A 19507-nucleotide genomic window follows, 5' to 3' on the forward strand; every position below is an offset into this window, starting at 1 on the left:
TCACCTTTCTATTATGTACTGAATATGACGAGTATACCATTATATTACAAGATTGCTAGCGAGACTTGTCCCCCAAAATAAGAACTTCATAAATCGAGATCGAATAATGTTTGATCTCGATTTTTTATTTGGCTATATTAAATATTAATGTTGATTTTTGGGTGCTGCATCAATCAGTTCTTGACGGAAAGAAGAGAGTAGCGAAGGGGCAGAGGGATTCTGGAGAAACGGCAGTGGTCGCTTTTAAAGCAAGATTCCTACCGCAAACTTCAATATAATAAAGGAATCAGGCTTTAATGGCGATCGGAAGAACCCTCTGACTCGCAGCGCTTCCCTCACTTATAGTCAAGCACTGATGTCGGTTTTGAGCTGCTGTTCAAAGGGATCGAGGATGAAGGCGAATTCCTCTTTATAGAAGAGACCGCAATGCGATAAAATAGCATAACAGCCAGATTAACGGAGGGATACAGATATGATAAGACCGGCTTTAAAAGAAGATATCGAGCAAGTTATGCCTTTGCTGCACGATGCCATCGGTTCGATTGCCTGCTCGCTGGCGGGCGTAGAAGACGAGGCTGAGGCGATGAACATACTGAAGGAATTTTATGTGCAGGAAAATAATCGGATCAGCTATCGCAACATGATTGTATTCGAAAGCGACGGGGTTGCAGCAGGCATGCTGCTTTGCTACGGTGGAGACAAGGTGGAGAGTCTAGACGCTCCTTTTATAGATCGTATTAAAAAAGAAACGGGCAGAGAGCATACCATTACGCCGGAAACGAGACCGGGCGAATTTTATTTGGATTCGATCGCTGTGGACGGAAGATATCAAGGACAGGGTATCGCCAAAAAGCTGATGGCTGCGTTCGAGGCTAAGGCGCTGCAAGAAGGCTACTCGCTCGTCTCGCTAATCGTGGAGCAATATAATGACCGGGCGCATGCGCTGTATTCGAAACAAGGCTATAGCGAAGACGGAGAGCTTACGCTAAGCGGCCATCTTTACATGCGGATGGTGAAGCCGGTCGGCTGACTTTGAGTTTGTGAATCGGATAGGTACTGAACGGCTTTCTCATACAAAGGAGGATTTACAATTTTGCTAGAATATTCAAGCATATTCAAGTAAGATGGAATAGATATTTATCAGCCGTCCTTTTGGGAGAGTGAAGTTGATGATGCCGGAAAAGCCGGAAGCCAGTCTGAAGCAAAAATTGGCGTACAGTTCGGGTAATTTGTCCGTCAATTTGATCGCGCAAGCTTTTGCTGCATTTGTTTTGTTCTATTATGTCGACGTGCTTGGCGTAAGGCCGTATTTGATCAGTCTCGCAATGGTCATTCATGGAGTCGTTAATGCGCTTCTGAACCCGCTGTTCGGGTATGTATCCGACCGGACGAAAACACGCTGGGGCAGAAGAGTGCCTTACATGATGTTCGGCATGGTGCCGCTTGTCGCGTTGTTTACCGCTATTTGGATTCCGGTTGGCGAAGGGATGACGTTGTTTTGGTATTTTCTCGGCATCGTTCTTGCTTACGATATTTTGTTCGTCATGGTCGTGCTTAATTATTCAGCTTTGTTCCCAGAATTGTTCACCACGATTAAGGAACGGGCGTCGGTGGCCTCTTGGCGGCAAATGTTTGGCATTATCGGCATGATCATCGGGGTAGCGCTCCCTCCGGTCGTATACGGAAGCTTAGGTTGGGGGCCAATGGGCGCGATTTTCGGAGCCATAGCTTTACTGTTCTTTATCGTCATGTTAAAAGGAAGCAAGGAGCGGGGAACGGCGCCGGAGGCGACCTTTAAGTTTAAAGAGGCGGTTTCCTATACCTTCAAAAATAAAGCGTTTGTTTATTTTGTTATCGGCAGTTTTCTTGTTCAATTCACGTTCGCAATGCTGCCTGCAATGATTCCTTTCTATGCCAAATATGTGCTCGGCTCCTCTGATGATCTAAGCAGCACCATTTTGCTTGGTTCTATCTTTGTGGTCGCCATACCTTGCGTCTATCTGTGGGGAAGATTGGTGCAGCGCTGGGGTCCAAGGCAAACGATATTGGCGGCTATATGCTGTTATATGGTGGCCATGGCGCCGTTTCTGTTCGTTACAAGCGTTGGGGCTGCCGCCGTGACAGCTGGATTGGTCGGCATCGGATTAGCCGGTTTGATGGTGCTGCTGGAGATCGTACTCTCTGAGGTTATCGACGAGGATGAGAAACGGACGAACCAGCGACGCGAAGGGATGTACTTCGGCATGAACGGTTTTATCGTTCGCTTCGGGGTTTCACTGCAGGCGATTGTGTCCGGCGCGATTTTGGAATGGACGAATTATGTGAAGGATACGCCGGTACAGACCGCCGAAGCGGTATGGGGATTTCGTTCGATGCTAAGTGTCATACCGATCGCGGCGCTGCTGTTGGCCTTGCTGTTCTTTTATTTATATCCGCTAGGACGCCGGAAAACAGAAACGAGCGGGCATGCTTTTCCCGGGAAATGACAGCATCGGACGCGGCAAAGCGTAAATTTGCAGCGCCGCTGTTCGGTAATCCGCTTGATACGCGCGACAAAGGGGAATGTTGGCGATGATTAAACTTATTCCGTCCAAATGGACGACCTCGGATCTTACGATCGAAGATATGAATGAATCGGATATTAACGAGGCACAGCAGCTTTACTCGGCAAACTTTGCCGGGCGCGAACTGGAGGGAGGTCACTGTGATCCGAGCTATGTGCACAATAGCTTTCATAACGGCATTTTACCTGCCGATGGCCTTCAGGTTCGCTTTCGCATTCAGACCATTCGGCATAAGGCCGCTGACCCTCTAATCGGTTTTATTAGCATCTACCATGGATATCCAATGCCGAGTTCGATGTATATTACTTTTTTATGTCTCGACTGGGATAGCGAGCGGCAAGGCTTAGGACGGCAAGCAATCGAACAGCTGCTGTCCCTTGCCCGCAGGATGGAGTATCAAGAGCTGCGGGTGAACGTGTCGCTACAAAATTGGTCGGAGCTTCGATTTTGGACTAAAGCGGGATTTAATCAGATCAGCGGTATTTTTGGTGACAAGGCGAAACTGGGAGAAACTTTTGCGAATGTAGAGCTGGTGGGCGGGCTGTGAACCGGAAAACGGGGACGGCTTCGTCCATCCTTTTTTTTACAGAAGACTTCAAGGATGCTTTGCAGGCTAATTGTAGAGATTATACGATGGGTCAAACAAAGCGGAGAAAAGGTGAGCCTTCTTGAAGGACAAGAAAAAGTTGGATTTGGCTGCTTTGGCATCCATTCCGTTAATTATGACGCTTGCCAACTCGATGCTGATACCGGTTCTTCCGCTTATGAGGAAAGAACTGAAAATATCGGCTATGCAATCCAGCCTTATTATTACGGTATATGCCGCGATATCGATTCTCTGTATTCCCGTTGCCGGCTACTTATCGGATCGGTTTGGCCGTAAGCTAATTATAATAATAGGCCTTTCGCTTGCCGCGGTAGGCGGATTGGTCTCCGGACTGTCCGCTTGGCTGTTGGAACAGCACGCCTATGCGCTTATTCTCGTTGGACGGTTTATTCAAGGCATTGGAGCAGCGGGCGCATTTCCAATCGTGCTGCCGTTGGTGGGCGACATGTTCGACAGCGAGGAGGAGGTCAGCAGCGGGTTGGGTATGATCGAGACGTCTAACACCTTCGGAAAGGTCGTTAGCCCTATTCTAGGTTCGGCGCTTGCTCTAGTCGTTTGGTTTCTTCCGCTTGCGATAATTCCGGTTATTTGTCTGCTGTCGATCGCTGCCGTCGGCTTTTTTGTGCATGCTCCGAAAAAGAAGTCCAAAGAGTCGGACAGCAAGCAGATGACTGTAAAAACGTTTATTCGAAACGTAAAGAAAATATTGAAACAGGAAGGCCGATGGCTGTATGCGATTTTTGCGATCGGCTGCTTCATCATGTTTATTATGTTCGGCTTTCTTTATTATTTATCGTCGGTTTTAGAAGACGATTACGGTATCGACGGCATCTGGAAAGGGGTTCTGCTGGCCATTCCATTAATGGCGATTTGCTTGGCCTCTTATGCCGCGGGGAAAATCGTCGGGGAGAACAAGACTCGCATGAAACTGCTTGCCGGAGGCGGTGCGGTTCTAACGGCGGCTGCGATGCTCATTTGCGGTCTTGTGAATACGAATGGCATTGTCTTTCTGCTGACGCTTATGTTCGCAAGCGGCGCAGGCATCGGTTTCGCGCTTCCCAGCCTGGATGCTCTCATTACCGAAGGCATTGAGAAAAAAGAGCGCGGTACGATTACGTCGCTTTATAGCAGCGCCAGGTTTATCGGCGTTGCACTTGGTCCTCCAATCGCATCCCTGATCGTCAAGCAGGACGCTTTGCTTTTTTACTTGTTCGCCGGACTTTCCATCATATCAGCGCTGCTGGCCGTTTTTATCAAACTGCCGGATAAAGCGAAAAGGCAGCCCTCCAATGCGTAGGAAGGCTGCCTTTTATTCGATAATCCGAGCCTGTGCTTTAGCGAGACAAGACTGGCAAATACAGCTTTTTCCTTTCTGCTCCTGCGGCACCGATTCGATCAGCCACTCCGGAAATCGTTCCTCTACACACCAGCATTGCTTGGGAGCTTCCCCGCTTGTCATTCCGCAGCCGTTTTGTTCTCCGCATAACGGACATTTCATTCCGGCTCCTCCTTCTGCTAGATGATACTGCCTTCGCCATTATAACAAAAATCGGGTATGGAAAGGGCTTTATGAAGAACGTCAATGAAAACTGTTTACCTGTTGAGATTTTTCGATTATAATCGTAACTAGATTATAATCATTATAAACAAGTAGGACAGGAAGACAGGTGATTGCTTTGAATATGAATGAGCAGCTCGAAACTATCAATCGGAAGCTGAAGACCAAAGGCTTCAAGCTTACCTCTCAAAGGGAAGCCACAGTTCGCGTGCTTCTGGAAAATGAAAAAGATCATTTAAGCGCGGAAGACGTTTTTTTGCTCATAAAGCCGAAGTATCCCGAGATCGGATTGGCTACTGTTTACCGGACGCTGGAGCTTCTCAGTGAGCTTCATATCGTCGAAAAAGTTAATTTCGGCGACGGGGCCGCCCGCTTTGATTTGCGCAGCAACGACCAAGCCCACCATCACCATCATTTAATCTGCACGAAGTGCGGAACGGTTGAGGAAATTAAAGAGGACTGGCTGCTGCCGCTCGAGAATCGCGTGCAAGCGGAGTTCGGTTTTACGGTTACCGATCATCGTCTCGATTTCCAAGGCATTTGCAAAGCCTGTAAAGCGAAGTCGAACGATAAAGCGGTCTGATTTGTTAAAAGGGATAGCACTGGCTGGCAAACAATAAAAATAATAACGGAGCATCATTATCAGCTTCGCCTTAATGAAAAGCTCGGCATCGGACCGCCATAGACGGTCTGCAATGCCGAGCTTTTTTTGCCGCTCCGTTTCACACGGCGTTTTTCTGCTTGACGTGTCAGCTATTCGCAAGACTTGCCGTCGATATAATAGCTGTCTTCGCGATAAACGCGAAAAGCGATTTCCAACTCATTAACGCCAGCTTCCCTCAGCTTGCGGGTCACCGCTTCGGCGAATTGGTTTCTCGTTGCCGTTCCCCGCTCGAACCAGCCGATCTCGGCGAAAGGGAAGGAGCCCCCGCCAACTGTTCCGCCGTAAACCGCTGCGGTCATGATGCAGTCAATTGTGAAATTGTCGGTTCCGCATTCACAGATGTCCGCCAGTTCGCGGACAAGCTCTTCGCTGACCTCCGCGAGCCGTTGCGGCTCAACTCCTCTGAATAATAGCTGTGGCATTGTTGAATTCCTCTCTTTCATTGCTATCTGTCCGAAGTATACAACAATACGATAACGATTTGCACAATAAACGAAACCCATGTATCGTAAAGAGGATGAAAGGGATTACAAACGAAAGCAACTTCGGCAATGCAGACTAGAGCTGGCTTAGGGGGAAGAATTCGCTTTGAAAACGGGAACGAAATATGTAATTGGCGTCGATATCGGAACGACAAGCACGAAGTCTGTGCTTTATACCAAGACAGGTAGCATCGTGGCAACGCATGGAATCGGCTATCCGCTGCACTCGCCGGAGCCCTCGGCCGCTGTTCAGGACCCCGATGAAATCGCTGAGGCGGTTATAGAGACCATTAGCCGTGTCGTAGAGGAGAGCGGCGCGTCTCCGGAAGAAATCGCTTGCGTCTCTTTCAGTTCGGCTATGCACAGCGTCATCGCTATCGACCGGAACGGCGGTTTATTGACGCCGTCCATCACTTGGGCGGACAATCGCAGTGCCGCATGGACGCAAACGATCAAGCACGAATGGAATGGACACGCCATTTATAGAAGAACGGGCACGCCGGTGCATCCGATGTCGCCGCTTTCGAAGTTGGTGTGGCTGCGTAATGATCATTCGGCGTTGTTTGCAAGCGCTTTTAAGTTTATTTCGATTAAAGAATATATATTTTTCAAGCTGTTCGGCGAATACGTGATCGATTACTCGATCGCCTCGGCTACCGGCATGTTCAATTTGGAGCGGCTCGATTGGGATGAAGAAGCGCTGCGCTTCGCTGGCGTAACGCCCGACAGGCTGTCGAAGCCGGTTCCGACAACCTTTGCCTTAACGGGCATGAAGGAATCCTACGCCAATCGGATGAAGCTGCTTCCTGCGACGCCTTTTGTCGTCGGAGCCAGTGACGGCGTGTTGTCCAACCTGGGTGTGAACGCCATTGAGCCGGGCGTCGTCGCCGTGACGATTGGCACAAGCGGCGCCGTACGGGCGGTAACGGATCGCCCGGCGACGGATCGCTTGGAGCGCACATTCTGCTATGCGCTGACTGACGAGTTGTGGGTGGTTGGAGGCGCGGTCAATAACGGCGGCATGATATTCCGGTGGGTGCGCGACCAGCTCGGCGAATTGGAGCAAGCAGAGGCTGCGAAGGGCGGGGAGGATGCTTACGAACGGCTGACGGCGCTGGCAGGGCAAGTGAATCCGGGCTCCGACGGCCTGCTGTTTCACCCCTATCTTTCGGGAGAACGGGCGCCGTTATGGGACGCCAACGCCAGAGGCTCGTATTTCGGGCTAAATCTTCGCCATCAGAAAGCGCATATGGTGCGGGCGGCGCTGGAGGGCGTTATTTTCAATTTGCACGAAGTGCTCGGAGCGCTGGAGGAAACCATCGGCAAACCGAAGCGAGTGCATGCGACGGGCGGATTCGCGAAGTCCGAGCTGTGGCGGCAAATGATGGCCGATATTTTCGATTGCGAGCTTCATGTGCCGGAGAGCGTGGAGAGCTCCTGCCTCGGCGCTGTCATTCTCGGTCTATACGCTCTTGGAGAGATCGATTCTATTAACGCGGTGTCGGGCATGGTCGGGGCTTCGCATATCCATCAGCCCGATGGTCGCAGCGCGGATATGTACCGGGAGCTGGTGCCGATCTATCGAGGCTTGACGCAGTCATATACAACCCATTACGCGGCGGTTGCCGAATTTCAGCAAAAATGGTCATAGCCTTTACGGCTATGGCTTTTTTTTTTGCAGCAAATCGGTTAACCGCCGTACCTCGTTCGACTAAGGCGTGTCTGATAACTCTGAGGACAGCAAGTTTTGCCGAATTTTCGTTCCATGCAAGGCGCGTTTGTGAAGGCGTACCGGGGGTACGTCAAGCAAACAGAACGAAGCAGGGGCGGAAAGGCGGTGAAAGGTGCCACTGAACGGGTTTCAGACACGCCCTAGCTGTATTTGGCTAGAATAGAAGACAGCGTAAACATGGGCCAGGTGTAATTATTGCTGGCGTAATGGATGTAGACGCTCCCCGGCAGACCGGAGCCGGTCGGATACGTATAGGCCGGATCCCGCGCTCCCCGCTCTAGCAGCGAAAGCAGCGCTTGCACGCCTTTCTCCAGTTCCTTTGTCGGTTTGGGCAGCGCGGCGGTCAAGGCGTCGAGCGCCCAAGCCGTTTGCGAAATCGTGCTCACGCCAAGCGGAATATAGACTCTTTTCTTATCACTTAGGCAGGATTCACCCCATCCCCCGTCTTCATTCTGGATGCGAGTGAGCCATTTGACTGCTTTGCGAATCGCTGGATGATCATCGGCGACGCCTGCGGCAAGCAGCGCTTGCACGACAGCCCCCGTTCCGTGAACGTAGCAGATGCCCCATCTTCCGTACCAGCTGCCGTCGGGCCGCTGCTGTGAAAGGAGCCACTGCACCGTTCGCTCAATCCAGCTGTTGTTGACCGATACGCCGAGCTCTTGCACCAGAAAAAGCAGTGTTCGGCCGGTCAAATCGGGTGTCGACGGATCGAGCGCGATATCCTTTGCTCCTTCAAAGGCGAAAAACTGGATCGGCAGCGGATCGCCCTCCCGCTCGAAAGCGGGCCATCCTCCGTCTTTATTGCGCATCGCGAGCACCCAGCTCAAGCCACGCTGCCAATCCTCTTGCTGTGAAGAGGAGCGGTCGGCATACGGACGTATCGCCCGAAGCGCAGCTGCGCTGTCGTCAACGTCCGGATATAACGTATTGACGTCTGAGAAGCCCCATCCGCCCGGCTCCGCGTTCGGTGCGCGCCGCGCCCAGTCGCCGCGCCTCCACTGCTGCCTAGCCTGCAAATAGGCGCCGGCCCGTTCAAGCGGAGCGGTATTCGGCTGCAGGCCGGAGGAGCGCATCGCGGAGGCCAGCAAAGCCGTATCCCAAACTTCAGAGGAAGCCACTTGAATATGCGGCTGGCCGTGGCAAAGCAGCGAGCGAATGCCGGCGGACATGTTCGTGATAACGGGAGAAGAAGGCGAATAGTTTTGCGACAGCAAAGCCAGCATCATCAGCATCGTCGCGGTCGAGTAGGTAAGCAGCGTCCCGTTCGGCTCCATGCGGTCGAACAAAAACTGCAGCGCCCGCCGCTTTGCCGCGTCCCCGCCGGAAGGAAGCAGGGCGGCCACGCCGAGCATCTCGATTAAACCGAGCAGCGCGGCGATCCATGTTGAGTCGCTTTGAAAGCTTTTTCCGCTGCTTTCATCCGCATATAGGTTGGAAAGATCGGGCATGCCGGGAAAGGAGGCGGAGAACGATTCGTTCGCCATGATCAGCACGGGCACCAGATGAACGCGGGCATGGCCCGACAACGAGAAGATGTCGAGCGGCGGCGGATCGGAGAAAAAGGCTTCCAGCGGAATGCGCAGCGATTTCGGCCACTCCGCTTGGCTGGTGGCGGCGAGCAGTGCTTGCGTCAGCATCGATTGTACGGCTGCGAGGCCGCCTTTTTCGAGTATAAAGTTTCTCGCGCTCGCAAGCCTCGGATGATTCGGCTGGTAATAACCGGAGCATAGAAGCGCATAGTATGCTTCGACAGTGGCGTCCAGATTGCCGTCCTGTTCATCTGGATAAACCTTCCATGCGCCGTTTGCATATTGGCGGGAAAGGATTCGGTCCGTTATTCGGCGGATTAGCGTCTCGTCGGCATGGCCGAAAAGCCGCTGCGTCACGATATAATAGCAGTCGGACATCGTGCCCGAGTCGAAGCAGAGCCGCCATGCGCCGTCCGGCGATTGCCGCAGCAGCAGTTCGTCCGCAAGCTGATCCAGCGCTGTACGGATTTTGTTTCGGTCCAGCATGTGCAATCATCCTTTGCATTTTAGAAGTATCGATTCATATATATGCACGAACGGAATTCATTATGGTGGCGTTAACGCCCCGCTCTTTTTATTTGCTCGAGGCCGAATCCTGTCGTAAACTAACGTAAATAGCGATAATTGTCCGCTCGATTGGGAGGGAAAGCGTTTGAGGTTGAAAAGGTGGTTAGGCGTTCTGACAATTGCGCTGGCACTGCTGGTATGGACGAACGCGCATGCCGTTTTTGCCGCAGCCGTACCTGACAAAGGAAAAGGCTTCATACAGGACGGCGCGAAAATGATAGACGACGACAAGCTGGCGGAGCTTGAAAAAGCCGCACAGGCCGGCCAATTTCAATTTTATTTACTGTCGGTGAACAGTTTGAACGGCGAGGACTCCGCTGTGTTCGCCACACGTGTCCACAAGGCGTGGGAAATGGCGGACAGCGACGTCCTCCTTGTTCTGGCTAAAAGCGAGCGCCGAATCGAAATGAATTTTCACAATCCGGCGCTACAGTCAGCAATCGATGAGCTGCCCGACGATTATGACGGCAATGGCAACGTTGGAGAATCAAAGCTGAACGAGCTTGTCAATCGACACTTTATTCCTTCTGCGAAGCAAGGCGATTTCGCAGGCGCGGCTCTTTCGCTGATGAAAGCAGTGAACGGCTTGAAATTGCCTGAGGAGCCGCCGGTTAAACAGCCCGATCAGCCATCTGCTCCTTCGGCAGGAAAAGCGCCAACAGCTGAACACGCCCCCGGTCAAGGAGAAGTTCCGGGAAAGAACGGATCAGGTGCCGGAGGTATGTCGGGAACGGACGGTCAAGTCGGTTCGACACCGCCGGCTGTTACGATTCCGTTACGCGAGATCCTTACGTGGTTGGCGGTAATCGCTGCAGCCGCCGCTATTTTAGCCGCGGCGATTGTATCGGCGATACTGACGCGGCGTCTGTCGAACCAAAAAACGCGCATCGGCGTGCTAATGGTAGAGGTGGAACGGGCGTCAGGCGAACTGAAGCCCTTCGTCGGCCTTGTCATGGGAGAGACGGAACGACTCGTCACGTCGCTGGATCGGGAACTTGACGCTCTGCTAGTATCCGTCAATCAGCTGCGAAGTGGCGCAGAAATGATGCGAATTTCTCCACTTTTATACGGCAAGCTGAATGCGGCGGCCAAATCGCTGAAGAACGAGCTGGATGCGGCGCAAGGACGGCTTTCGGAATTGCGCGTGGAAATCAACCTCATCGTGGAAGCCGATGTCAACGTGAGGAAGACAACCGATGAGCTTCATCTTTTGCTTCCGGAAATGCGCAAGCGAATTGAGGAAGCGAAAGCTGCGACGTCTTTTCCTTTTACGGCTGTCTACCAAGAGCTGGAGAGGCTCGGTAGTAAGTTGGAGGAGGCCGACAAGCAGGAGGTATTCGATCCGATCGCAGGCAATGCGACCGCTTCAAAGGCATGGCAGGATAGCGAGAAGCTGAACGGGCAAATTGCTGCCATCGCCGGCTATTTGGATAAATACCGGTCGATGCCGGCTGTTGCAGCTGATTGCAGAGAACAGATTGTGCGGATTACCGCAGAGCATCAGATCGGCAAAGCGGTCGCGCGTCTAAATCCTTATGCGTTAATTGAAGAAGCGCGGGCTGCGATAGAGGAGCTTTATTCGAAGCTCCAAGCGGGCTTTTTGGACGAAGTAGCCTCTCTGGCTGCCGAAGCCGACCGTTTGTTGGGCGAAGCGATTGCTGTGGCAAACCGGCAGGCTGAGCTGAAGCAGTTGAACGGCAAGGATATCGGCTACTTGGATTCTAAGCAGGTTTCGTATGTTCAAAACGCTGTTTCGCTGGAAGGGCATTGGGGCCGCATACGCAGTCAATATGCGCCAGGTCACTGGCAGCAAACGTTCGAGAGCTACGAGAGGATGGGGCGAAATATTCGCAAAGCGGAGATGTCGTTGCCAGAGTTGAAGCGGTTAAGCGGCGACGAGGAGCAGCAATATGACCGTGCTCGGGAACTGCTTGATGTCCTTATGGCCGAAAGCCGTTCCGCCGATGAGACGATAGCCGATTGCGGACGGCTGTTCCAGGAGCTGGACGATAGACTGAATCGGATCAAACGGCAGACTGACGAGCTGCAGAAGCAGTTTGAACGAACGATATTGCTAGCGAAGCGGGAATCACTGCCTTGGAACGACGGCTGGCGGCAATCTTCCACGGTGATCGAAGAATCGTATAATAAGCTTACCGCTTGGTTGCGGACGCCTCCTTTTTGGCTAGACGAACTGGAAGCGGAGTTGCGGCATTTCGAGGGCGATGTGCTGTCGCTGCAAAGCCAAGTGAACCGCAAGCTGGAGGAGAAAAGAGACGCCGAGCGGCGAATGCGGGAAGCGCAGGCAATGTACGACAAGGTGTATCGCCGTGCCGGTTCGAGAATTAACCGCCACCATTACGACAATAACTTCGGCTCGCTCAGCCAGCATACGCAGCAGATGATCGCCGCCGGCATGTACGCGCAAGCGATCAGCGAAATGGCCGGTCTTCATAAAATTGTAGAGCAAATGAACAGGGATTACCGGGCGGCCGAGGAGGAAGAGCGCCGGGAGGCTATGGCGAGGCAGCAGCAATCCTCCGGTGGCTCCAACTGGGGCTCAGGAGGCAGTAACTCCTCTGGGGGAAGCTCTTGGGGCTCGAGCAATGGTGGGGACTCGAACAAAGGCGGCAACTCCTCCGGCGGTTCCAATTGGTAGAAAGGAATGAAGCTTTAATGACGGAAATTACAATGAATTTGATGAAGGATTGGAACGATACAGTAATTGAGGTTTTTCGCGGTTCGGGAACCCCGCTTCCGCAGTTGATGACGGACGAGGAAATCGGCATCGCCTACTATAGGCAGACGTCGGAAACCGAGGAAGAGGCGAAGGAAAAGCAAGTTGCCAATCTGGAGCGGCTGTCTGACATCGAGAGAGCGATCCGCGAACATTTCGAAACGTTCATCATGCCCGATATTCGCAGCCGAACCGGCTACAAAGGGGATCGTTTCTTGTTCAGGTGGGTGTTCAATCAAGGGGAGCATATTATCGAAGAGCACTCCGCTTACCGGATTCCTTTGTAGAACGTCCTATGTAAAAAAGACATGCAGGCAATGTACAATGCCGTGCATGTCTTTTTAAATTTTCTGGAAAATGCTTATTTCTCTGCTTCGCCGTAATGCTCCTCGCAAAAAGCAGCAAGCTCGCTTTCTTCCTCGTCCTCCAGCTCGAAGTCGAGCCGGCGTTCGGTTTCCTTCTCGATCAGCTCGTGCTTGACGACTCGTCCGCCGCTTTCTTCCACGCTGTATAACGCTCTGATGTAAATCCCTTTCTCGGAATAAAGCTCGTCCTCTTCGTCGATTTCGATGTCGACTAGGAACTCGTACCGTTTGCCGGGCAGGATGCCGAAAGGATCTTTAATATATTCTACGCTGAAGCCGGTTATCGTTAACATAAATTCGCTTGCTCCTCCTTATTATCGCCGGGCTTTGGACACGGCGGAATCACTGCTTTTCACTATACCATGATTTCCTCTTTCCTTCTATCCAAACGGGCTGCATGCTGGGGAGTTTGCAGCGAATCTATGAAAACGGCTTTTCATAGACAAACAGCCCGAAGGAGTGTTACATTAAAATAACATGCAATTCTTTACTGGTAATTAAGTGAAAAAGTGGAGGAACTACTACAGTGAAAAAAATAGGAGTAAAATTGCTGCTTTGTCCGATTTTGGCCGCAGGCCTGCTTTTATCGCCGCTCGCCCAAGCGGATACGGCATTTGCCGCGCCAACTAGCTCGGTTTCGCAGACCTCGTCTACGGCAGCAAAGAGCAAGCAAATTGCCGTGTACGTTGACGATAAAAAGTTATCGCTTTCGACGGCGCCATTCTCGGAAAACGGAGTTACCTTCGTGCCGATGAGACCGATATTCGACGCGCTTAAGGCTTCCGTTACTTGGGAAGCGAAGACAGAGACGATTATCGGGCGCTCGAACGGCACTGTCGTTACGTTGACCGTCGGTAAAAAACAAGCGATCGTGGACGGCAAAGCGGTGAAGATGGAAGAAGCGGCTGTCGTACGCGGAGGCACGACCTTTGTACCGGCCCGATTTATTGCGGAATCGCTCGGCGCTGAAGTGAAATGGGACAACGCGGCCAACGCGGTGCGAATCGTATCCCCCGGTTATCGCTTAGAGAAGCTGTATGAGAAAATCGAGAAGGAAGAAGCGGCCAAGCGCAAGCTGATGACTCCTCAGCAAATTGTTGCTAAATACGATGAAAGCATCGTGCTGCTGGCCACCAATAAAGCATTTGGCAGCGGCATTGTAATCGGCGATCGTTGGATCTTGACGAACTATCACGTCATTGAAGACGCAATCGAAGCTTCCGCAAGTTCGATTTATGGCGACGAATATGAGATCGAAGGTATCGCGGGCATCAATAAGAAAGCGGATCTTGCGATCATCCAGACAAAAGAGCCGATGGATCTCGACAAGGTTAGCCTCGGATACGGTTACGGAACCCGCAAGGGCGACAAGGTGGTAGCTATAGGAAGTCCGCTTGCCATTCAAAACACGGTGTCCGAGGGCTTGATCAGCAATATTACATACGAGGACGGGGTTTCCTTCTACCAGACAAGCGCGCCGATCGATCACGGCAGCTCCGGAGGAGCGCTTTTCAACGAATACGGCGAACTTATCGGCATCACGACGTCGGGCTACAATTCGCAGGCCGACCTGAACTTTGCCGTCTCGGTCAGCCATGCGGCTCTTATGTACGGCATGCTTCCGGATAAGCCGGAAAAAGTGAAGTTCCTTGAGCCGTCCTTGCCTGCTACGCTGGTCGGTGAAACGACGGAGAACATCACAGCCTTGATGACAAAGCAGTTCTCGTCGCTCTCAACCGACCAAGGGCGCGTCACGTTCGATTCGTGGAACGTCAAGCGCGACGGAGAGGGCTGGTATGTCTTTAGCGCCAATATCGACCCTAAAGTATATCTTTCCTATGGCAACTCGATTTCCGGTGATCTTAGAAGCTGGGCGCTCAATATCGGCAATGAATTGCGCCGCATGCTGCCGGGCGAGAATATTCAAATGCTGATTTATTTCGATCGCGATTACACGTTCAAGCCTCGCGGCTTTGAGGATGGGGAAGTAACCGACCTTGGAAACGGACGCTGGAAAGTGAGATTCCCGATCATCGATATGCAGTTAAAGGACCAGCTTTTTATAAAAGTTAGAGAATAGATTTGGATTTATTCTGCCTTATTAATTGAAGAAGCAGCACTCATTATCGTTATTAGTAAGCTCCGTTCGGCCGTTTCGGCTGGGACGGAGCTTTTTTATTTGCGGCGCCAATCGTTTTCGGTTGTCCGTTGAGAGGCGCAGCGAGGCAAATATTTACGGCAGCCGTTGTTTTCGGTACAATAGTACTCATCTTGCTCGACCATAGAAAGAGGTAGGCGAACCATGAAGGTTTTGTTAACGACGCTGAACGCGAAATATATACACACGTCGCTTGCGCTGAGATGCTTGAAAGCGTACAGCGAAGCGGACTTTGATATTGATATCGCTGAGTATACGATCAAAGACCCGGCGATGAACATCGTATCCGATATTTTTAACCGCCAGCCTGACGTCGTCGGTTTCTCTTGCTATATCTGGAATATCGAAGAGACGATTACGGTCATCAGTATGCTTCGCAAAATTAATCCGCAGCTGAAAATCGTGCTTGGCGGACCGGAAGTGAGCTACGACACCGAATATTGGATGGAGCGCATTCCGGAAGTCGATTTTATCGTCGTCGGCGAAGGCGAAGAAACGTTCCATCATTTGCTGACCGAGCTGTCGGGCGCCGGCAAATTTCATATGGTATTCGGTCTTGCGTATCGCAAACATCGCACTGACCATCTCGAGACGCTCGTTAACCCGGGCCGTCCGAAGCTGGATCTGGCGACGCTGCCTTCGCCGTACCGATTTGAAGAAGATTTGCCGACGCTCGGGAGCCGAGTCGTTTATTTTGAAACAAGCCGCGGCTGCCCGTTCAGCTGCCAATTCTGCTTGTCCAGCATCGAGGTGGGCGTTCGCTATTTCGATATCGAACGGACCAAGTCCGATATTTTATACTTGATCGATAACGGAGCGAAGCTGATCAAATTCGTCGATCGGACGTTTAATATCAAGCGCGACTATGCGCTCGAAATGTTTAAGTTTTTGATTGAAAATCATAGGGGCTGCGTCTTTCAATTCGAGATTACGGCCGACATTATGCGTCCTGAGGTACTCGATTATTTGGCGGAGCATGCGCCTCCGGGCGTTTTCCGGTTCGAGATCGGCGTGCAGTCGACCAACGACGAGACCAATCTGGCGGTTCAGCGCCGTCAGAATTGGACGAAGCTGGTGCGTACCGTAACGAAGGTGAAAGAGTCGGGCAAAATCGATCAGCATTTGGACTTGATCGCCGGACTGCCGCTCGAAAATTACGAGACGTTCAGCGGCACGTTCAACGATGTTTTCGCGCTTCGGCCGGAGGAACTGCAGCTCGGCTTCCTGAAGATGCTGCGCGGAACCGGTTTGCGGCGCGATGCTGAAAAATGGGGTTACATTTACATGGATCATTCCCCTTACGAAATGCTCGGCAACGACCTGATGCCTTTCGCCGATATCGTAAGGATTAAACGGGTGGAAGATGTACTAGAGAAGTATTGGAATGATCATCGTATGGATCGTACCTTGCTTCACTTGGTGGATCATGTTTTCCCGTCGCCATTTGCTTTCTTCCAATCGTTTGGCGACTATTGGGAATCGCGGGGTTGGCAGAAGATCGGTCACCAGCTGGAGGATCTGTTTTCGCGGCTGTGGGCGTTCCTTAACGCCTATCGCGAGGATGAGAACTCGCCGGGACGCGAGAAGCTTGAGCTTGACATCGTACTCGGTCTGATGAAGTACGACTACTTCTTGAACCATAAGTATAAGCCAAGGAAGACATGGTGGGATTTCACGATGGATAAAGCGGTTTGGAGCGGCTGGATGCGCCGTATCGCTGAACGTCCAGAGGAGGTGTCCGCCGATTTCGCTGCGCTGGGATTGTCGGAGAAAGAGCTGCACAAGCACGCTGTAATTGAGACGATCCCATTCGACTTGCATACGTACTTGGAGTCGGGCGAAATCCGCAGAGACAGACAGTCGCTGCTTGTCGTCGCTTACGCCTTAGATAGCAGCCGTACGAAAGGCCACGGGCATGAGAGTGCGAATGTGAAAACGCAGGCTGTGCCATATGTTTTGTCCATCGGCGAAGCTGAACTTGCTGCCGGCATTTAAGCGCTGCGATGGCGGGGGCCGCTCGCCAATCTGTACGCGGATCGACCGTCTTGAGCGCTATATGGAATGCCTTCTGATTGATATGATCCGTGCGTAATACGGAATGCCTTTCGGTTGATATGATCCTTGCGTAATGGAGGACAAGCCTAAATAACTGCGAAAATGCAGTTATTTTAGGCTTGTCCTCTTTGTTTGAGGCCATAACTGCAAAAAAGCAGTTATTTTGCCCTGTAAAGCTACTATTCGCTGATTCAGAACCAAATAACTGCATAAATGCAGTTATTTGGTTCTGAATGGGTAGAACGGCGAGAAATAGCTGCATTTATGCAGTTATTTCTCGTTAGCTCACGGGTAGACCTGTAACAGTTGGCGATGAGTGAGAAGCTGATGGAGCAGTTGGACCGTAACGTTGGATGGGTGGTGTGAAGATTCGCGCGATATCTTGTGGGAGTACGGAGGTATTTATTCGAATCGGTTCTCGTTGCTATTACGCTAGTTTAGTTAGTTGAAGAACCGGGCGTTGGCTTGTTGAAAGTTAAGGTTAAGAAGTATGCTGGCAATTGTTGCGTAGAAGGTAGATGTGGAAGAACGACCACATATGCTGAATAGCGTCAGGAAAGGATGGATAAGCGAAAACAAATGGGAATGAGTGTTAAGACAAGCTTGAGTGCGGTAGCGGCAAGAAGGCCGAAGAGTGGACAGAGTTGCACAAGAACGTGACAAAAGATAGAAAGAGCCGAGAAACCCTACGGGCTGAACTGCAACCTAATATTGTTAGCTTAGTTCTAACAATAGGTTGCGGAACAGCAGTTCAGGGCATTCTCGGCTCTTTCATTTTCAAGCTATCGTCATCCAGGGTTGCTAGCCTAAGCTTATGGCAATCGATCCGCAGGATGCGGGTTTATGCAATTAGGCCGGTACGACGCTGCGCAGTACGGTCATGTCGCCATTCAACGTATAACCGCCGAGGCTTGCAGGCAGGAGGAAGCATTCGCCGGCTTTGACGCTCAGTTCGCCGTCTGCCCAAGAGAGCGTGCCGCTGCCTTCAGCGATAACGAGAATAATGAAGCTTTCCGGCGACGTAGTATAATCGGCAGCAGAACGAACGATGCCTTTCTCGACGATGAAGTATGGCGAGGAGGCGATATTCAGCCATTGGCCGTCTTCGATGCCGTCCGTCTTCATTCTAGTCGCGCCAGCGCCGTCATAGGCAATAACGTTGAGCGAGTCTTCGATGTGCAGCTCGCGCAGTTGGCCGTCGAGGCCCGGACGGTCGTAATCGTACAGACGGTAAGTCGTATCGGAGTTTTGTTGAATTTCGGCAACGAGAACGCCTGCGCACAGGGCGTGCACCGTACCGGCAGGAATGTAGAATGCGTCGCCAGCTTGAACCGACACTTCTTGCAGTGTATCCGTAATGCGTCCTTCTGCAATGGCAGCTTCCATCGCTGCGCGGTCGACGTCGTTCTTCAGGCCGTAAATGATTTTTGCGCCAGGCTTCGCGTCGAGGATGTACCACATTTCCGTTTTGCCGAGCTCGCCGGCAGGCAATCCTTCGTAGTCGTCGGTCGGATGCACCTGCACCGACAGATCGTCGTTGCAATCGAGCAATTTGATCAGCAGCGGGAAGCGGCCGTTCTTCTCGGAGAAGCCTTTCGTGCCGAACCATTCCCGGCCGAATTGCTCGCGAATGCCGTCGAGTCCAAGACCGGCAAGCTCGCCGTTCACAACTTTTGTCGTACCGTTCGGGTGATCGCCGATCATCCAGCCTTCGCCGATCGAGCCCTCCGGCAGCTCCAGTCCGAATTGCTCCAGTGCGCGGCCTCCCCAAATTCTTTCTTTCATTTCTGGTTTGAATTGTAACGGATAAGGTTTAATGGCTGTCATCGTGTTCTCTCCTATACGTATGTTATTTGTAGTACTTGCTGAGCGCTCGGCGCTAGGTGGATGCGCGTTCATCTCTTCTTTTGCTTCTTTCCACCGCAATTAAGTATGGGGCGGCTGGCCGCTGAGGCTGGCGGTAAAGAACGGCGGAGCCGAGCTTTCCGGGAAGCGCGGCCGCCCAGCGTTCAACCTCCAGCGCTTCCCCGTCGCCGCCCGCATGCCCAGGATACAGGACGCAGGTGAGGATGCCTCCCGGACGAAGCAGGGCAAGCGCCGATTCCAAAGCGGCAATCGTTGTAGCCGGCTTTGTTATGACGGATGGATCGCCGCCCGGCAAATAGCCGAGATTGAACATAACGGCTGCCGCCCGGCCCAACGCGCCAGGAGGGATCGCCTCGGCCATCCGGTCGTGGCTGGACAGCAGCAGCCGGACTTCTCCGAGCCGCTCTGCGTCTTCCGCCGTACTTAGCCTATCTCGCGTCCGGTCAAGCGCGTCCTGCTGAATGTCAAAGGCATAGACGCAGCCCTTCGCACCGACCAGCCGGGCCAGCGCTAGCGTGTCAACGCCGGTTCCGGCCGTCGCGTCGATCACGGTATCGCCGGGCAGCGTTCGCTCGGCAATCCACTTGTGCGCCATGCTCAGAACGGATAGAAACCCCATG

At 52.2% G+C, this 19507-nt stretch carries 16 protein-coding genes; 10 read left to right on the plus strand and 6 right to left on the minus strand.

What is annotated here, in order from left to right; translation table 11 throughout:
- Positions 1–472 precede the first annotated feature (472 nt).
- From ACFVTB_RS12665 to ACFVTB_RS12680, 4 genes are all read left to right on the plus strand, one after another.
- Positions 473–1030 carry a GNAT family N-acetyltransferase gene (locus ACFVTB_RS12665; RefSeq protein ID WP_387749076.1) on the plus strand — a complete coding sequence of 186 codons (558 nt, stop codon included), beginning with the start codon at positions 473–475 and terminating at the stop codon, positions 1028–1030.
- A 139-nt stretch (positions 1031–1169) separates the two neighbouring features.
- Positions 1170–2486 (plus strand): MFS transporter, encoded by a 1317-nt coding sequence (locus tag ACFVTB_RS12670; protein WP_387749079.1) that lies wholly within the window; start codon positions 1170–1172, stop codon positions 2484–2486.
- 85 nt (positions 2487–2571) lie between these two features.
- Positions 2572–3111 carry a GNAT family N-acetyltransferase gene (locus ACFVTB_RS12675; RefSeq protein WP_387749082.1) on the plus strand — a complete coding sequence of 180 codons (540 nt, stop codon included), beginning with the start codon at positions 2572–2574 and terminating at the stop codon, positions 3109–3111.
- A gap of 121 nt (positions 3112–3232) precedes the next feature.
- The gene (locus ACFVTB_RS12680; RefSeq protein ID WP_387749085.1) at positions 3233–4468 is read left to right on the plus strand and encodes an MFS transporter; all 1236 of its coding nucleotides are present in this window, start codon (positions 3233–3235) and stop codon (positions 4466–4468) included.
- Positions 4469–4480: 12 nt separating this feature from the next.
- Here ACFVTB_RS12680 and ACFVTB_RS12685 read toward each other — a convergent pair whose 3' ends face one another.
- Positions 4481–4669 (minus strand): cysteine-rich CWC family protein, encoded by a 189-nt coding sequence (locus tag ACFVTB_RS12685; protein WP_387749087.1) that lies wholly within the window; start codon positions 4667–4669, stop codon positions 4481–4483.
- Between the two features lie 184 nt (positions 4670–4853).
- On the opposite strand from ACFVTB_RS12685, the gene fur reads away from it, so the two are divergent.
- Entirely contained in the window at positions 4854–5312 is a 459-nt protein-coding gene (fur, locus tag ACFVTB_RS12690; RefSeq protein ID WP_387749089.1) for a ferric iron uptake transcriptional regulator, read from the plus strand.
- A 170-nt stretch (positions 5313–5482) separates the two neighbouring features.
- On the opposite strand, the gene ACFVTB_RS12695 is transcribed toward fur, so the two are convergent.
- The gene (locus ACFVTB_RS12695; RefSeq protein WP_387749092.1) at positions 5483–5815 is read right to left on the minus strand and encodes a DUF1904 family protein; all 333 of its coding nucleotides are present in this window, start codon (positions 5813–5815) and stop codon (positions 5483–5485) included.
- 166 nt (positions 5816–5981) lie between these two features.
- Between ACFVTB_RS12695 and gntK the strand changes: the two genes are divergently transcribed.
- Entirely contained in the window at positions 5982–7526 is a 1545-nt protein-coding gene (gene gntK, locus ACFVTB_RS12700) for a gluconokinase (RefSeq protein ID WP_387749095.1), read from the plus strand.
- A 221-nt stretch (positions 7527–7747) separates the two neighbouring features.
- On the opposite strand, the gene ACFVTB_RS12705 is transcribed toward gntK, so the two are convergent.
- The gene (locus ACFVTB_RS12705) at positions 7748–9625 is read right to left on the minus strand and encodes a prenyltransferase/squalene oxidase repeat-containing protein (RefSeq protein WP_387749098.1); all 1878 of its coding nucleotides are present in this window, start codon (positions 9623–9625) and stop codon (positions 7748–7750) included.
- Positions 9626–9791: 166 nt separating this feature from the next.
- Here ACFVTB_RS12705 and ACFVTB_RS12710 point away from each other — a divergent pair, with 166 nt between their 5' ends.
- Together ACFVTB_RS12710 and ACFVTB_RS12715 are read left to right on the plus strand one after the other, a co-directional pair.
- A complete protein-coding gene (locus ACFVTB_RS12710; RefSeq protein WP_387749101.1) occupies positions 9792–12365 on the plus strand; it encodes a TPM domain-containing protein in 2574 nt (857 codons plus the stop codon).
- Positions 12366–12382: 17 nt separating this feature from the next.
- Entirely contained in the window at positions 12383–12730 is a 348-nt protein-coding gene (locus ACFVTB_RS12715) for a hypothetical protein (RefSeq protein WP_387749103.1), read from the plus strand.
- 74 nt (positions 12731–12804) lie between these two features.
- Here the strand turns inward: ACFVTB_RS12715 and ACFVTB_RS12720 are convergent, their stop codons facing one another.
- Entirely contained in the window at positions 12805–13101 is a 297-nt protein-coding gene (locus ACFVTB_RS12720) for a DUF6509 family protein (protein WP_387749106.1), read from the minus strand.
- A gap of 233 nt (positions 13102–13334) precedes the next feature.
- Between ACFVTB_RS12720 and ACFVTB_RS12725 the strand changes: the two genes are divergently transcribed.
- On the plus strand, positions 13335–14888 hold the full coding sequence (locus ACFVTB_RS12725; RefSeq protein ID WP_387749109.1) for a stalk domain-containing protein: 1554 nt from the start codon (positions 13335–13337) through the stop codon (positions 14886–14888).
- Positions 14889–15110: 222 nt separating this feature from the next.
- Positions 15111–16961, plus strand: coding sequence for a B12-binding domain-containing radical SAM protein (locus ACFVTB_RS12730; RefSeq protein ID WP_387749112.1), 1851 nt, complete (start codon positions 15111–15113; stop codon positions 16959–16961).
- 909 nt (positions 16962–17870) lie between these two features.
- Here the strand turns inward: ACFVTB_RS12730 and ACFVTB_RS12735 are convergent.
- Both ACFVTB_RS12735 and mnmM read right to left on the minus strand, forming a co-directional pair.
- Entirely contained in the window at positions 17871–18848 is a 978-nt protein-coding gene (locus tag ACFVTB_RS12735; protein WP_387749115.1) for a type I phosphomannose isomerase catalytic subunit, read from the minus strand.
- Positions 18849–18900: 52 nt separating this feature from the next.
- Positions 18901–19506 carry a tRNA 5-(aminomethyl)-2-thiouridylate-methyltransferase MnmM gene (gene mnmM / locus ACFVTB_RS12740; RefSeq protein ID WP_387749118.1) on the minus strand — a complete coding sequence of 202 codons (606 nt, stop codon included), beginning with the start codon at positions 19504–19506 and terminating at the stop codon, positions 18901–18903.
- Position 19507 lies beyond the last annotated feature (1 nt).

The sequence above is a fragment of the Paenibacillus sp. NPDC058071 genome (genome assembly GCF_042885235.1).
Classification (GTDB): domain Bacteria; phylum Bacillota; class Bacilli; order Paenibacillales; family Paenibacillaceae; genus Pristimantibacillus.

Coding starts and splice junctions, on each gene's coding strand:
- ACFVTB_RS12665 (WP_387749076.1), top strand. CDS start 473: ATGATAAGACCGGCTTTAAAAGAAGATATCGAGCAAGTTATGCCTTTG.
- ACFVTB_RS12670 (WP_387749079.1), top strand. CDS start 1,170: ATGATGCCGGAAAAGCCGGAAGCCAGTCTGAAGCAAAAATTGGCGTAC.
- ACFVTB_RS12675 (WP_387749082.1), top strand. CDS start 2,572: ATGATTAAACTTATTCCGTCCAAATGGACGACCTCGGATCTTACGATC.
- ACFVTB_RS12685 (WP_387749087.1), bottom strand. CDS start 4,669: ATGAAATGTCCGTTATGCGGAGAACAAAACGGCTGCGGAATGACAAGC.
- fur (WP_387749089.1), top strand. CDS start 4,854: ATGAATGAGCAGCTCGAAACTATCAATCGGAAGCTGAAGACCAAAGGC.
- ACFVTB_RS12695 (WP_387749092.1), bottom strand. CDS start 5,815: ATGCCACAGCTATTATTCAGAGGAGTTGAGCCGCAACGGCTCGCGGAG.
- ACFVTB_RS12705 (WP_387749098.1), bottom strand. CDS start 9,625: ATGCTGGACCGAAACAAAATCCGTACAGCGCTGGATCAGCTTGCGGAC.
- ACFVTB_RS12715 (WP_387749103.1), top strand. CDS start 12,383: ATGACGGAAATTACAATGAATTTGATGAAGGATTGGAACGATACAGTA.
- ACFVTB_RS12720 (WP_387749106.1), bottom strand. CDS start 13,101: ATGTTAACGATAACCGGCTTCAGCGTAGAATATATTAAAGATCCTTTC.
- ACFVTB_RS12730 (WP_387749112.1), top strand. CDS start 15,111: ATGAAGGTTTTGTTAACGACGCTGAACGCGAAATATATACACACGTCG.
- ACFVTB_RS12735 (WP_387749115.1), bottom strand. CDS start 18,848: ATGACAGCCATTAAACCTTATCCGTTACAATTCAAACCAGAAATGAAA.
- mnmM (WP_387749118.1), bottom strand. CDS start 19,506: ATGGGGTTTCTATCCGTTCTGAGCATGGCGCACAAGTGGATTGCCGAG.